Source organism: Streptomyces sp. NPDC101151 (assembly GCF_044768335.1).
In the GTDB taxonomy this organism is placed as follows: domain Bacteria; phylum Actinomycetota; class Actinomycetes; order Streptomycetales; family Streptomycetaceae; genus Streptomyces.
This window is the reverse complement of sequence record NZ_JBIWPP010000022.1, coordinates 82,359-95,232: the sequence shown is the minus strand read 5'-3', so window position 1 is coordinate 95,232 and position 12,874 is coordinate 82,359. Positions and strand designations below refer to the sequence as shown.

General features: G+C 72.2%; 11 protein-coding genes. 7 read left to right on the top strand and 4 right to left on the bottom strand.

Annotated elements, in window-relative coordinates; translation table 11 throughout:
- The first annotated feature begins 16 nt into the window (after nt 1-16).
- Together ACIRU3_RS31895 and ACIRU3_RS31890 are read left to right on the top strand one after the other, a co-directional pair.
- Complete coding sequence (locus ACIRU3_RS31895; protein ID WP_404063558.1) at nt 17-1,180, top strand: type ISP restriction/modification enzyme; 1,164 nt, start codon at nt 17-19, stop codon at nt 1,178-1,180.
- Between the two features lie 248 nt (nt 1,181-1,428).
- Nucleotides 1,429-2,625: a CaiB/BaiF CoA transferase family protein gene (locus tag ACIRU3_RS31890; protein ID WP_404063555.1), complete on the top strand. Its 1,197-nt coding sequence runs from the start codon at nt 1,429-1,431 to the stop codon at nt 2,623-2,625.
- A gap of 52 nt (nt 2,626-2,677) precedes the next feature.
- On the opposite strand, the gene ACIRU3_RS31885 is transcribed toward ACIRU3_RS31890, so the two are convergent.
- The 3 genes from ACIRU3_RS31885 to ACIRU3_RS31875 all read right to left on the bottom strand — a co-directional run bounded on the left by ACIRU3_RS31885 (nt 2,678) and on the right by ACIRU3_RS31875 (nt 4,431).
- Nucleotides 2,678-2,947: a hypothetical protein gene (locus ACIRU3_RS31885; RefSeq protein WP_404063552.1), complete on the bottom strand. Its 270-nt coding sequence runs from the start codon at nt 2,945-2,947 to the stop codon at nt 2,678-2,680.
- Between the two features lie 126 nt (nt 2,948-3,073).
- Nucleotides 3,074-3,892 (bottom strand): anti-sigma factor domain-containing protein, encoded by an 819-nt coding sequence (locus ACIRU3_RS31880; RefSeq protein ID WP_404063549.1) that lies wholly within the window; start codon nt 3,890-3,892, stop codon nt 3,074-3,076.
- Nucleotides 3,889-4,431 carry a sigma-70 family RNA polymerase sigma factor gene (locus tag ACIRU3_RS31875; protein ID WP_404063546.1) on the bottom strand — a complete coding sequence of 181 codons (543 nt, stop codon included), beginning with the start codon at nt 4,429-4,431 and terminating at the stop codon, nt 3,889-3,891. Before ACIRU3_RS31875 ends, ACIRU3_RS31880 begins: the two co-directional genes overlap by 4 nt.
- A 208-nt stretch (nt 4,432-4,639) precedes the next feature.
- On the opposite strand from ACIRU3_RS31875, the gene ACIRU3_RS31870 reads away from it, so the two are divergent.
- From ACIRU3_RS31870 to ACIRU3_RS31855, 4 genes are all read left to right on the top strand, one after another.
- On the top strand, nt 4,640-6,181 hold the full coding sequence (locus ACIRU3_RS31870; protein ID WP_404063543.1) for a DUF4331 domain-containing protein: 1,542 nt from the start codon (nt 4,640-4,642) through the stop codon (nt 6,179-6,181).
- Nucleotides 6,182-6,276: 95 nt separating this feature from the next.
- Nucleotides 6,277-7,788: a tetratricopeptide repeat protein gene (locus ACIRU3_RS31865; RefSeq protein ID WP_404063540.1), complete on the top strand. Its 1,512-nt coding sequence runs from the start codon at nt 6,277-6,279 to the stop codon at nt 7,786-7,788.
- The gene (locus ACIRU3_RS31860) at nt 7,785-9,416 is read left to right on the top strand and encodes a nickel transporter (protein ID WP_404063538.1); all 1,632 of its coding nucleotides are present in this window, start codon (nt 7,785-7,787) and stop codon (nt 9,414-9,416) included. The genes ACIRU3_RS31865 and ACIRU3_RS31860 overlap by 4 nt, the downstream gene beginning before the upstream one ends.
- A gap of 27 nt (nt 9,417-9,443) precedes the next feature.
- Nucleotides 9,444-11,081, top strand: coding sequence for a serine/threonine-protein kinase (locus tag ACIRU3_RS31855; protein ID WP_404063535.1), 1,638 nt, complete (start codon nt 9,444-9,446; stop codon nt 11,079-11,081).
- Between the two features lie 31 nt (nt 11,082-11,112).
- On the opposite strand, the gene ACIRU3_RS31850 is transcribed toward ACIRU3_RS31855, so the two are convergent.
- A complete protein-coding gene (locus ACIRU3_RS31850; RefSeq protein ID WP_404063532.1) occupies nt 11,113-11,919 on the bottom strand; it encodes an SGNH/GDSL hydrolase family protein in 807 nt (268 codons plus the stop codon).
- Nucleotides 11,920-12,133: 214 nt separating this feature from the next.
- On the opposite strand from ACIRU3_RS31850, the gene ACIRU3_RS31845 reads away from it, so the two are divergent.
- Nucleotides 12,134-12,625, top strand: a complete 492-nt coding sequence (locus tag ACIRU3_RS31845; protein ID WP_404063529.1) for a hypothetical protein — start codon at nt 12,134-12,136, stop codon at nt 12,623-12,625.
- The last annotated feature ends 249 nt before the right edge of the window (nt 12,626-12,874 follow it).

The window sequence follows — 12,874 nt, the reverse complement described above, 5'->3', positions numbered from 1 at the left end:
GGCACCAGGCCGTACCATGCCCAGCGTGACGCACGACGACGCTCCGCTGCTGGCGGACCTCATGCCGTGGTCCGTCGCACCGCTGCGGCCCGGCCGCGCCTGGCCGACGGCACCCGATCCGGTTTCCCCGAAGGCCCGCTGGGACGCCCTGCTGAAGGCCGAAGGGCCGGACCGGGAAGCCCTGTTCGAGCCGACCCGCTCCCGCACCCTGCAGTCCGCGGTGGGGCAGTTGCCGGGCCAGTCCTCCGGCACGGAGCGGCTGGCGCGCGCCGAGGGCCCCTGCGCCGAGCCGGTACGGGTCCTTTCGGCGCCCTTCGACGAGCAGTGGCTGATCCCGGACCACCGGCTGATCGACACGGCTCGCCCGGAGTTGTGGCGGGTGGCGGACGGACACCAGGTCTTCACGGTGGAGACGGGCGCGGAGACGGCCGAGGGCCACCCTCTGCTGGCGACCTCCCTGCTGCCCACCCTGCGCGCCGGCCGCGTCCGCCCGCTGTACCGCCGCCCGGGCGGCACCGAACCGAACCTGGCGCCGGGCCTGCTGGACCACCTCTCCGCCCGCCTGGGCGAACGCCCCACCCCACCGGACGTACTGGCGTGGATCCTGGCGACGGTCCGCCCGGACCTGACCGTGCCGCTCACCGAGGACGCCGCCCTCTGGGCGCGGGGCCTGGAGTGGGGACACCGGGTCCTGTGGCTGATGCGCCGCGACGGCGAACGCCCCAAGCTCCCGGGCGGCCGCCGCCCCTACGTCCGCGCACCCCTGCCCAGCCGACCGCTGACGCTCCACTACGACCGCGACGAGGAGACCCTGCACCTCGACGAGGGGCGCGTCTCCCCGGTCCCGCCGGAGGCCTGGGACTACGAGGTGGCCGGGGTCCCCGTCCTGGAGACCTGGTTCGCCGCCCGCACGGCTCCGGCCGACCCGGGCACCCTGGCCGCGATCCGCCCCGCGGCCTGGTCCCAGACCTGGACCTCGGAACTCCTGGAACTGATCACGGTCCTGGCCCTGCTGGCGGAGCTCCGTCCGCAGCGAGCCGAGTTGACGCAGACCTCGCCGATCTCGGCTGCCGACCTCCACCGGGCGGGCGTGCTCCCCGGCCCGGAAGCCGCCCGCCGTCCCGCCTCGGTCCTCGACCACCACGAGGAGGGCCCGGAGGGCCAGTTCGCGCTGCTCTAGCCGTGGCGCAGAGCGGTCCCGAGGCGCGCGATGTCCTCGGCTCCCCTGGCCCGGCGGGGCAGGGAAGAGTCCCGGACGGGCATCGTGCGCTTGATTCGATCTGGGCGCGCGGACCCACGGTCGTCGCCTGCAGCGCGCCGGTGCGGCCCGGCTCGGCGCCGGGCAGACCGTCCGGCATGCGGCCACGCCGATGGAATGCAGTGAGACGGTACTGACAGAGCGGCCGGTCGGAGGAGATCATCCACCCCATGGATCTTCTTCCGCTGCCCCTGGAGGGCATCACCGTCGTCGCCGTGGAACAGGCCGTGGCCGCGCCCTTCGCGACTCGGCAGCTCGCCGATCTGGGTGCCCGGGTGATCAAGGTGGAGCGGATCGACGGCGGCGACTTCGCCCGTGGCTACGACACCGCGGCCGGCGGTCTCGCCTCGCACTTCGTGTGGTGCAACCGCGGCAAGGAGTCCCTCGCCCTGGATCTCAAGGACCCGCGCGGTCTGGACGTCGTACGGAGGCTGATCGCGGACGCGGACGTGTTCGTGCAGAACCTGGCCCAGGGGGCCGCGGCGCGGCTGGGGCTCGACGCGGTCACGCTGTGCGCGGCACATCCGCGGCTGGTCGCCGTGGACATCTCGGGGTACGGCAGTTCGGGGCCGTACGCGGACAAACGGGCCTACGACATGCTCGTGCAGTGCGAGGCGGGGCTGGTCTCGGTGACGGGTACGCCCGGGCAGCCCGTCAAGGCGGGGATTCCGGCGGCGGACATCGCGGCGGCCATGTACGCCTTCTCGGGTGTGCTGGCCGCGCTGGTGCGGCGCGGCACGACCGGGCGGGGCGGGCCGGTGGAGGTGTCGATGCTGGAGGCGCTGGCCGAGTGGATGGGGCATCCGCTGAACCATGCGATGCACGGAGGTGAGCCCCCTGCGCGCACCGGGCTCGCGCACGCCGTCATCGCGCCCTACGACGCCTATGCGACGGCGGACGGCGGGCGGGTGCTGTTGTCGGTGCAGAACGACCGGGAGTGGCGGCGGCTGGCCGAACAGGTCATGGGCCGACCGGAATGGGGGACGGATCCGGCCTACGCGACCAATGCGGCGCGGGTGGCGAACCGCGAAGGGACCGACGCGCTGGTCGCCGGGGCACTCGGTGCGCTGGCCACCGAGGAGGCACTGGCCCGGCTGGAGCAGGCGGGTATCGCCTGCGCCCGGCTGCGGGATCTGCACGAGCTGGCGGAACATCCGCAGCTCGCGGCCCGGGAGCGGTGGCGTCGGGTGGGTTCGCCGGTCGGGCCGTTGAAGGCGTTGCTGCCTCCCATCACACTGCCGGGCGGGGACGAGGCGCGGATGGGCGAGGTGCCCGCGCTCGGACAGCACACCGAGGCGCTGCTGCATGCCGTGGGGATGACGGACGACGAGATCGCAGCCTTGCGCCGGGACGGTGTGGCGGCCTGAGCGCGGGCCTCCTGGAAGGGTTCCAGGGACCGCTGGTTCGCTCAGTGACTTCTCAGTGACCGCCGAACAGCGAGCGGCGCAGCCGGCGCAGCGGAGCGAAGAGGGAGACGCGGCGAACCCGCGCACCTCGGTCGCTGCGCTTGTGCGCGGTGTCACGTGCCGTCAGCTCAAGCATCAGCGACGTGGCCTCGACCGTCTCCCGCTGCGGTATGGCGGGACCCGCCAGCACCGACAGATGGCGGTCCAGGCGCGAACTGGTCGCGCTGCTTCCGCAGGTGATCGCAGGGACCCTGGCCCTGCTGCGCACTGTTATCTGCTCCATGTCACTCCCCACCCGTACGAGTCCACCCGGCCCGGGCAGGGTAACCCTATCGCCCCAGGGGGGCACGCGGGTATCACGGCCACAGGATTCACCTTCCCTGCAAGGCGGTTGACCATCCCTCGATGACTACTCTCCGAATCCGACCGATTTCAGGGTGAGTTGGACAACGGGCTGGCCGGTGGGCTGCGCTGAGCCGCCATCAGGCTCGACGGTTACGGCGAGTGACGTCGAGGACTTGTCGAGACCCTTGGCGACCAAGGGCGTGTCGCCCGCGAAGAGCCCGAGGGAGCGCGGTTGCACATGGGGGCGCATGAGCCAGAGCTGATGTACGCGGCCGCCGTGCGGGGTGCCGTATCCGCTGAGCGTGACGACAGCCTGCCCCTCCGATGCGGAAGCGATCACTCCGATACTGCGGCCCCGAGCGTCCTTGCTGCCCCCGGCGCGGGCGTCGGAAGCGGCGAGAACGTGGGCGATCTCACGTGCCTGGGCCTGCTCCGCGTCGAGCCGTTCCTGGGTGCGGTGTGCCTGGACCGCGAAGAGGGAGGCGACGACGAGGGCCGCGGCGGCGGTCGCCGTGGCGAAGGGGACGAAGAAGGGACGCGTCCGGGGCGTACGGGCCCGCGCGGGCGGGGGCTGGGTGCCCCAGACGTGCGGCGGCAGTTGGGGGGCACGCTCGCGGGCGGGCGTGAGCGACTGCTCCTGCGGGGTGGTGCGGACGGCGGCCAGGACCCGGTCGCGCAGGGCGGCCGGTGCGGGCGCCGCCGTGGACCAGGCGAGGCGCAGCGCGTCCTCGGCCAGGACCCGGACCTCGGCGGCACAGCGGTCGCAGTCCTTGAGGTGCTTCTCGAAGCGGCGCCGCTCGCCGGGTTCGAGGGCGTCGAGCGCGTAGGGCGCGGCGAGGGAGTGCAGTTCCTCGCGGCCCAGCAGACGGCCGAGGATGCTCATGCGGCACCTCCCAGGCACTCGCGCAGCCGGGTGAGTCCGTCGCGCATCCGCGTCTTGACCGTGCCCAGCGGCAGCGAGAGCCGCTCGGCCACCTCACGGTACGTGTAGCCGTCGTAGTAGGCGAGGGTCACGGACTGGCGTTGCAGCGCGGTGAGCCGGTCCAGGCAGCGGCGCACCCACTCGCGCTCCAGACCGGCCTCGACCTCCTCGGCCACGTGGTCGAAGGCGGGTTCCCCGGCGCGCAGGGCCTCACGCTGCTCGCGTTCACCCGCCGCGCGGGCGCTGCGCACCCGGTCGACGGCACGGCGGTGGGCGAGGGTGAGGATCCAGGACAGGGCGCTGCCCCGGCCGGGATCGAACCGGGCGGCAGAGCGCCACAGTTCGAGCAGCACCTCCTGGGCGACCTCCTCCGACTGGGCGGGATCGCGCACGACCCGCCGTACGAGCCCGAACACCGGTCCCGACACCATTCCGTAGAGATCCTCGAATGCCTTCTGGTCACCGCCGGCCACGAGCACCAGAAGCTCGTCCGCCTCCACCCCGGTCCCCCTTCCGTGGCCGCAGCCGGCCCTGCCTCTGACTCCACGCATCCGCACGAGCGCACACCTCCGGCGGGTGATACGGATCAGCGGGCCGAAAACGCGGGTCCGAAAAGCCGAAAAGATTTTTTCCTTCCGACCAATCCGATCGCCCTGCCGGCTCCGTATACCCGTCCGTCAAGGCAAGTTGGCACTGAGGACGGACGGCATGACACCTCTCTTCTCCAGGAGCGGCACAGGACGCAAGGGCCTGGTCACGCTCATCTGTGGTGCGCTGGCCGCCGGAGGGCTCGCAGCCGCCGGTGTCGCCACGCTGGAACCCGGGGCGGCCTCCGCCTCCTCCCACCGGGAGGCCCCGCTGATCTCGGGCACCCCGCAGTACGACAACACGGACCTGTACGCGTTCGTCAGTCCGGACAAGCCCGACACCACGACCATCGTGGCGAACTGGATCCCGTTCGAGGAACCGGCGGGCGGACCGAACTTCTACACGTTCGCGGACGACGCCCAGTACGACATCCACGTCGACAACAACGGTGACGCGCAGGGTGAGCTGCTGTTCCGCTACACCTTCAAGACGCACACCAAGAACGGCAACACCTTCCTGTACAACACCGGTCCGGTCACCAGCCTGGACGATCCCGACCTGAACGTCACGCAGACCTACGACATCGACCTGATCCGGCTGAAGAACCAGCACGTGATGTCGAAGACGAAGCTCGCGGACGACGTACCGGTGGCGCCGTCGAACGTGGGCAAGGCGTCCATGCCGGACTACGGCAAACTGCGCACCCAGGCCGTGTACAAGACGGCGGGCGGTGCCGCGACCTTCGCCGGCCAGGCCGACGACCCGTTCTTCCTGGACCTGCGCGTCTTCGACCTGCTGTACGGCGGCAACCTCACCGAGGTCGGCCGGGACACGCTCAAGGGCTACAACGTCAACTCGATCGCGCTCCAGGTCCCCAACGACCTGATCCGCGAGTCCGGCAAGCAACCGGTCGTCGGCATCTGGTCGACCACCCAGCGCCGCAACGCGCAGGGCTACTACTCCCAGGTCTCGCGCCTGGGCAACCCGCTGGTCAACGAGGTCGTCAACCCGCAGAAGGACAAGGACAAGTTCAACGCGTCCCAGCCCTGGTACGACGCCCAGTTCCTGAAGAACGTCACCAACCCCGAGCTGCCGAAGCTCATCGAGGGGATCTACAAGATCAAGGCGCCGGCGGAGCCGCGCAACGACCTGGTCGACGTGTTCCTCAAGGGCGTCAAGGGCCTCAACCAGCCGCCGAACGTGAAGCCTTCGGAGGAGCTGCGGCTGAACACCTCGATCAAGCCGGCCATGCATCCCAAGCGGCTCGGTGTGCTGGACGGTGACAACGCGGGCTTCCCGAACGGCCGCCGGCTCACCGACGACGTCGTGGACGAGGCGCTGCAGGTCGTGGAGGGCGAACTGGTCGGCTCCAAGAACGACCTGGGCGACGCGGTGGACAAGAACGACAAGAAGTTCGAGAAGTACTTCCCGTACATCGCCCAGCCCACCTCGGGTTCGCGCGGTCCGCTCGCCAAGGGCACGACCTCGGGTACGGACGTTCGCAGCCAGCTCGGCGACGCCCTGCAGCCGGCCGGCTCCTCCTCCGGCGGCACGGGCAACACGGTGCTGATCGCCGCCTCGGCGGCCTCGGGCGCGGCCGGGATCCTGCTGATCGGTACCGCCCTCGCCTGGTGGCGCCGCCGGATGCAGCGTCCGTACTGATCCCCACCCACCGAACCGGCGCGGCCCGTTTCCCACTCCCCCACGGCGGGCCGCGCCTTTCCCTTCCACCATCATCAGGCGACCTAGGAGAGGGCATGGCCCCGCGTACGAATGACGAGGAGAGCGGTGGGCGGACGGTGAGCGCGGGAGAGAGTGACGCCCCGGCGCCCGCCATGTCCGAGGCCGTGCCGATGCTCCCGCCATCGCCCCCCGCACCTCGGACTCCCGGGTCCGCCACGGAGCAGCAGCGCGTCGCCGCCGTCCGCCGTTTCGCCGCCGCCGGACGGCGGTGGCGGTCCGTTCAGCTCCTCGGCTGCGCCGCCCTGCTGGCCGTCGCACTGACCGGCGGGGCGATCGCCGTGGGGGCGGCGCGGGACGGCGGGCCGGTGTCCGTGGCGGCCTCCAGTGCCGTCGATCCCGGGGTACTGGGCAGTGGGAACCTGGACGCGGGCATCGCCGCCCTCCAGTCGCATCTGCGGTCCCAGCCGCGGGACTTCGACAGCTGGGCCACGCTCGGCCTGGCCTATGTCGAGCAGGCCCGGACCAAGGGCGACCCGGCCCGCTATCCGCAGGCCGAGAAGGCCCTGGAACGGTCCCTGGCGCTCGCCCCCGACAACGACCAGGCCCTGGCCGGCCGGGCCGCCCTCGCCGCCGCCCGGCACGACTTCAAGAACGCTCTGACCTACGCGGACCAGGCCCTGAAGCAGAATCCGTACAGCGAGCGCGCGCTGTCCTCGCGCATCGACGCCCTGGTCGAACTGGGCCGGTACACCGAGGCGTCCCGGGCCGCCGGGACCGCGGACGCGCGCAAGCCGGGCGTGCCGGTCTTCACGCGGTACGCGTATGTGCACGAACTGCGCGGCGATGTGACGACCGCCCGGCGCGTGCTCGAGCAGGCCCTCGCGGCCGCCACTTCACCGGGCGATGTGGCCTACGCGGCCGCCCAGCTCGGCCAACTCGCCTGGAACCAGGGCGACTACGACTCCGCACTCACCTTCTACGCCCGGGCCCTGGCCGCCGACGAGAACTACCTCCCGGCCCTGGAGGGCCGGGCCCGCGCCCAGGCGGCGAGCGGACACCGGGACGAGGCGATCAAGGGCCTGCAGACCGTGGTCGCCCGCTATCCGCTGCCCGGACCGCTCGTCGAACTCGGCGAGCTGTACGAGGCCCGCGGCGCGGCCGGCGACCGGGCCAGGGCGCACGACCAGTACGCGCTCGTCGACGCCTGGATCGCCCTGGCCCGCGCCAACGGCGTCAACGCCGACCTGGACACCGCCCTGGCCGCCGCCGATCACGGCGACAAGGCGGCCGCGCTGCGTGCGGCCCGCGCCGAATGGGCCCGCCGGCACACCGTGCACACCGCGGACGCCCTCGCCTGGGCGCTGCACGTCAACGGCCGTGACGAGGAAGCCCTTCCCTACGCCCGCCGGGCCACGGCGACCGGCTACCGCAACGCCGCCTTCCGCTACCACCGCGGCATGATCGAGCTGGCCACGGACCACGGCAAGGACGGCCGCGCGTCCCTGCAGGCAGCCCTGAAACTGAATCCGGGCTTCTCTCCCCTGGGCGCGGCACAGGCCCGCAAGGCGCTGGAGGCCGCCCGGTGAACCTCCGCCGCCCACTCGCAACCGCCGCGGCCGTCGTCACCGCCGCCTGCGCCCTCGTGCTCACCCCGGCCACGGCCGCGAGCGCGCACCCCCTCGGCAATTTCACCGTCAACCGCTACGACGGTCTCGTCGTCGCCCCCGGACAGCTCCGCATCGACCATGTGGAGGACCTCGCCGAGATCCCGGCCACCCAGGCCGAGCCCGGCATCGAGCGGCTGGGCCTGTCCACGTGGGCCGAGCGGCGGTGCGCCGAGGCCGCGCGGGACAGCAGGCTCACCGTCGGGGGACGCTCCGCCGCCCTGGCCCCCGGCTCCGCCCGGGCCCGGCTGCGGCCCGGGCAGGCCGGGCTGAACACCCTGCGCGTGGAGTGCCGGTTCACCGCCTCCCTCCCCCGCGGCAGGTCCGTCGCCCTCGGCTTCCACAGTGCGGGCGCCACCAGCGGGCCCGGCTGGCGGGAGATCACCGCGCGCGGCGACCGCATGACGCTCACCGCGACGGACGCACCGAAGAAGTCGGTCTCGCACGAACTCACCACCTATCCCAAGGACTTGCTGTCCTCCCCGGCCGACACGGCCAGTGCCTCCCTGCGGGCGCGCCCCGGCGGCCCGGCCCTCGCGGAGGAGCGGCAGGACGCCCCGGGCGCCGCCGTGCTGCCCCGGGGCGCCGACCGCTGGACCCGCGCCCTGGACGACCTCGTCGCCCGCCACGACCTCACCCTCGGCTTCGGCGCGCTCGCCCTGCTCATCGCGGTCGTGCTCGGCGCGATGCACGCCCTCGCGCCGGGCCACGGCAAGACCCTGATGGCCGCGACGGCGGCCGCGCGCGGTGGCCGGGCCCGGCTGCGGGACGTACTGCCCCTGGCCGCCTCGGTCACGGTCACCCACACCCTCGGCGTGGTCGCGCTGGGCCTGCTCGTCACGGCGGGTTCCGCCGCCACGCCCTCGGTCATCGCCTGGCTGGGCATCGCCAGCGGCGCCCTGGTGCTCGTGGCGGGCGCGAACCTCGTACGACGGGCCTGGCGCAACCGTGCGCACGCCCGTCCGCACGCTCACCCGCATCCCCACGAGGAAGCCGAGGAGCGCCCGTTGGCTCTGGTCGGTGCGCACCAGGAAGCCGCCGCCGATCACCACCATCACCACGACGGGCACAGCGGGCATCACCACGACGGGCAGACCCACCATCACGACCACCCTCACGACCACCGTGATCACGACGGGAGCCGTCACTCTCACGGTGGTGTGGTGCACACCCATGGCGGTCACACCCACAGCCACCCCACCGCCCCCACCCTGCGCGGCACGATCCTCCTCGGGTTCGCGGGCGGCCTGGTGCCGAGCCCGTCCGCGGTCGTCGTGCTGGTCGGGGCCGCGGCGCTCGGAAAGGCCTGGTTCGGACTGCTGCTCGTCGTGGCGTACGGCGCCGGGCTGGCGCTGACGCTCACGGCGGCCGGGTTCGCCGTCGTCAGGCTGGGCTCGGGGGTCACCCGCGTACTGGACCGGCGCCCGCGCTGGACCGCACACCCGGTGGCCGCCCTGGTGCGCCGGACCCTGCCGCTCGCGTCCGCGCTGGTCGTCGTCGCCCTGGGTGCCGGATTGGTGCTCAAGGGGGCCGCATCCGCCCTCGGCTGAGCTACTTTTGTGGAGAAATCACGTCAGATGCCGTGGGGGTCGCCCGTGTCCGAAGTACCGGGCCAGGAACGTGTGATCGCGGACCGCTACCGCCTGCTGTCCCCGCTGGGCGAGGGCGGCATGGGCACCGTGTGGCGCGCCCGCGACGAGGTGCTGCACCGCGAGGTGGCCGTCAAGGAGGTACGGGCCCCGGCCGGCCTGGCCGCCTCGGACGTCGAGCGGATGTACGCGCGCCTGGAACGCGAGGCGTGGGCGGCGGCCCGGGTCGCGAACCGCAACGTGGTCACGGTGTACGACGTGGCGCTGGAGGGCGGCCGTCCCTGGATCGTGATGGAGCTGGTGCGCGGGCTGTCCCTGGCCGACGAGCTGGAGGCCGAGGGTCCGCTGCCGCCGCAGCGGGCCGCGCACATCGGTGCCGAGGTGCTGGCCGCGCTGCGCGCCGCGCACGACGCCGGGGTGCTGCACCGGGACGTGAAGCCGGCCAACGTGCTGCTCGCCGACGACGGCCGGGTGGTCCTCACCGACTTCGGCATCGCGACGGTCGAGGGCAGCTCGGCGCTGACCATGACCGGAGAGGTGATCGGCTCGCCCGAGTTCCTCGCCCCGGAGCGGGCACTGGGGCGCACCCCGGGCCCGGAGTCGGACCTGTGGTCGCTGGGCGTGCTGCTGTACGCGGCCGTCGAGGGCAACACCCCCTTCCGGCAGGACACTCCGCTGAGCACCCTGCGTGCCGTGGTGGACGAGGAGCTGCCGCCGCCGCTCCGGGCCGGGCCGCTCGTACCCGTCCTCGAGGGGCTGCTGCGCAAGGACCCCGCCGAGCGGCTGTCCGCCGAACGGGCCGAGCAGGACCTGCGGCTCGTCGCGGCGGGCGGGACTCCGCGCAGGGCGGCGGGCGGGCTTCCCCGCACGGCCACGATGCCGGCCTCGCCGTACACCCCGGCGGTCCCGGACCGGCCGCAACGGCCGTCTCCCACACCGCCGGCGCCCCTGCCCACCGGTCGTGCGGAGCCGCGGACCACGGCCGTCGGGCCGGAACGCGGCCGGGGGACCGGGGTGGTGCTGGTGGCCGGTCTCCTCGCGGTCGTCCTGGCGGTGGCGGGACTGACGTATGCACTGCTCAACCATGACAACGGCGGCGACAAGGGGAACACCGGCGCGCACACCGGCCGGGCGAGCGGCACCGCGCACTCCCCCACCCCGAGCACCGGCACCGACTCGGACACCGGGGCACCGCCGCCCGCGCGGAGCAGCAGCGCCGCGGCGAGCAGCCGGCCGGCGCAGTCCGTGCGGGTCACCCTCGCGGGCTCGCACACGCAGTACGACGGAACCTGCCCGCCGCCGGCCGCGCAGGCGCCCACGTTCACGGCGACGTTCACGGTGGGACGGCTGCCCGCGCAGGTGGAGTACCGGTGGGTGCTCGCGCACGGGTCGGTCTCCGACCCGGGGTGGAAAACACTGTCGTTCCCGGCGGGCGGTGCGGAGACCAAGCAGGTGCAGGTGACCGTGACCGCGTACTCCGACAGCGGGACGATCGAGAACGAGATCAGCGTGGAGGTGCGCAGTCCGGGGCGGACGACGTCGGACGCCGTGCCCTTCTCGGTGACCTGTGCGACGACGGAGACCCCGTCGGGCGGGGCCTCCGCTTCGCCTTCGGGTTCACCCTGAGAACCCTGTGGGTGCGGCCTGGGACGAGTGCTCAGGCCGCGTTCGTGAACGCCGGCAGATAGCCGCCGGACTGGCCTGCGGCGGTCGGGTGGTACGACTCGCCGATGGAGAGCCAGTTGACGCTGTGCAGCCAGGAGTTGCTGGAGCAGATCTCGTGGCCGGTGAAGGTGGTGCGGACGTCACCGAAGACGAAGTCGTGGTCCAGGGCGCGCTTCTGGATGGCGTTGTCGATGTAGTCGGCCGCGCCGTTGATCGCGGACCGCTTGGTCTCGGAGAGGCCTAGGCAGGTCTGTCCGAGCTTGTAGAAGCGGGGGTAGCCGAGGACGACCACCTCGGAGGACGGGGCTTTGGCGCTGATCGCGTCGTAGACGGTGTCGAGCTTGCCGGGGAGCGTCGAGTCGACGTACGACTTCGCCGCGTTGATCTTGGAGACACAGGCGCTGTCGGACTGGAGCACACAGGTCGTCATGACGTCGGCGAAACCGGCGTCGTTGCCGCCGATGGTGATCGAGACCAGGGCGGTGGAGGAGTCGAGCGAGCCGAGCTGGCCGGCCAGGACATCGTCCGTCGTCGCGCCCGAGCAGGCGTTGAAGGCGAACGAGGACGGGCTGTGTGCGGCGTTCCACAGGTACGGGTAGGCCTTGGTGCTGCGGTCGCAGCTGCCGCTGGAGCTGATGTAGCTGCCCGCTCCCACTCCCGAGGAGTAGGAGTCGCCGAGCGCCACATAACCGCCGGTGGCGGCGGTCGAGGAAGCCTGCGCCGTGGCTGCCCCGGTGAGGGTGAGGCCGGTGGCGAGGAGGAGCGAGGTCACGTATGCCGCAAATCGGGAACGTCTCATGGAACCTCCCTTTAGCAGGATCTCTGCCATAACTGTCGTAGCAACTACGCGTGTTGACGGGAAGTGTCCATGCCAAGTCTTTTCGGGTCTCAACGACACCTCGACGGGACCGACTCAGCACGTTCATGATCGAGATATTGCGCGTACATGCCAGATTCGTTGACAGTGCCGCCGCGCCGACGCCCCGGCCACCGCCGTCGTCTTGACGGCCGGTGTGAGCCTGCGCCACATTGAAGCCCGGCATCCGGCGCGTCGGGGGGCAAAGTCGCCAATGCAGACCTTAGGCATCAAGACACCTTCACCAGACGGCGCGCAGGACGACGCCGAACGGGTGCGGCCAGGTCCGGGGAGGGACCTGTCCGCGCTGCTCGCGGGGGCCGCCACGGCCGTCGGCGCGGTCGGCGCACTGCTCGCGCTCACCGACACCGGCTCACCACTGCGCGGTCCCAGCACGCTGTTCTTCCTGCTCGCGGCGCCGGCCGTGGCGATCGGGGCAGCGCTGCGCGGGCTGGATCCGTTCGGCCGGGCGCTCACCTCACTTGCGGGCGCGGTCGTTGTGAACATGCTGGTTGCCCAGGGCATGTTGGCCGTCCACCGCTGGTCGGTCCGGGGCGGGGTCGTCGCGGTGACCGCGCTCAGCCTGCTGTTGCTCCTGGCCGTTCTCGGCCGGGAGAAATTCCGTTCGGGTAAACGAACACAAGAGTGACCAAGACTGGCCAAAGTTGTGTAACGGCCAAACCAACAAAAACGTGAGGCCTAGTTCCAGGTCTTGCCATTCGGGTTCAATCGTCAATACCGTCGTACATCTCACCCGCATCGGTCCGTCAGCACGCGGTTCAGGGGAGGGCTCAGGGCCGTGGCGTTCCGGCGCGGGGCGCGGTAGGGGGGTGCCGTGCTCGGTGACCGCACTTGTGACCGAGCCGTGCCGCGCGACCGGCTGCCGTCTTGTTCCGGC

Bases quoted from the DNA above. Each gene is read 5' to 3' on its own strand.
- ACIRU3_RS31890 (WP_404063555.1), top strand. From the start codon at position 1,429: ATGGATCTTCTTCCGCTGCCCCTGGAGGGCATCACCGTCGTCGCCGTG.
- ACIRU3_RS31895 (WP_404063558.1), top strand. From the start codon at position 17: ATGCCCAGCGTGACGCACGACGACGCTCCGCTGCTGGCGGACCTCATG.
- ACIRU3_RS31865 (WP_404063540.1), top strand. From the start codon at position 6,277: ATGGCCCCGCGTACGAATGACGAGGAGAGCGGTGGGCGGACGGTGAGC.
- ACIRU3_RS31880 (WP_404063549.1), bottom strand. From the start codon at position 3,892: ATGAGCATCCTCGGCCGTCTGCTGGGCCGCGAGGAACTGCACTCCCTC.
- ACIRU3_RS31850 (WP_404063532.1), bottom strand. From the start codon at position 11,919: ATGAGACGTTCCCGATTTGCGGCATACGTGACCTCGCTCCTCCTCGCC.
- ACIRU3_RS31870 (WP_404063543.1), top strand. From the start codon at position 4,640: ATGACACCTCTCTTCTCCAGGAGCGGCACAGGACGCAAGGGCCTGGTC.
- ACIRU3_RS31855 (WP_404063535.1), top strand. From the start codon at position 9,444: ATGCCGTGGGGGTCGCCCGTGTCCGAAGTACCGGGCCAGGAACGTGTG.
- ACIRU3_RS31885 (WP_404063552.1), bottom strand. From the start codon at position 2,947: ATGGAGCAGATAACAGTGCGCAGCAGGGCCAGGGTCCCTGCGATCACC.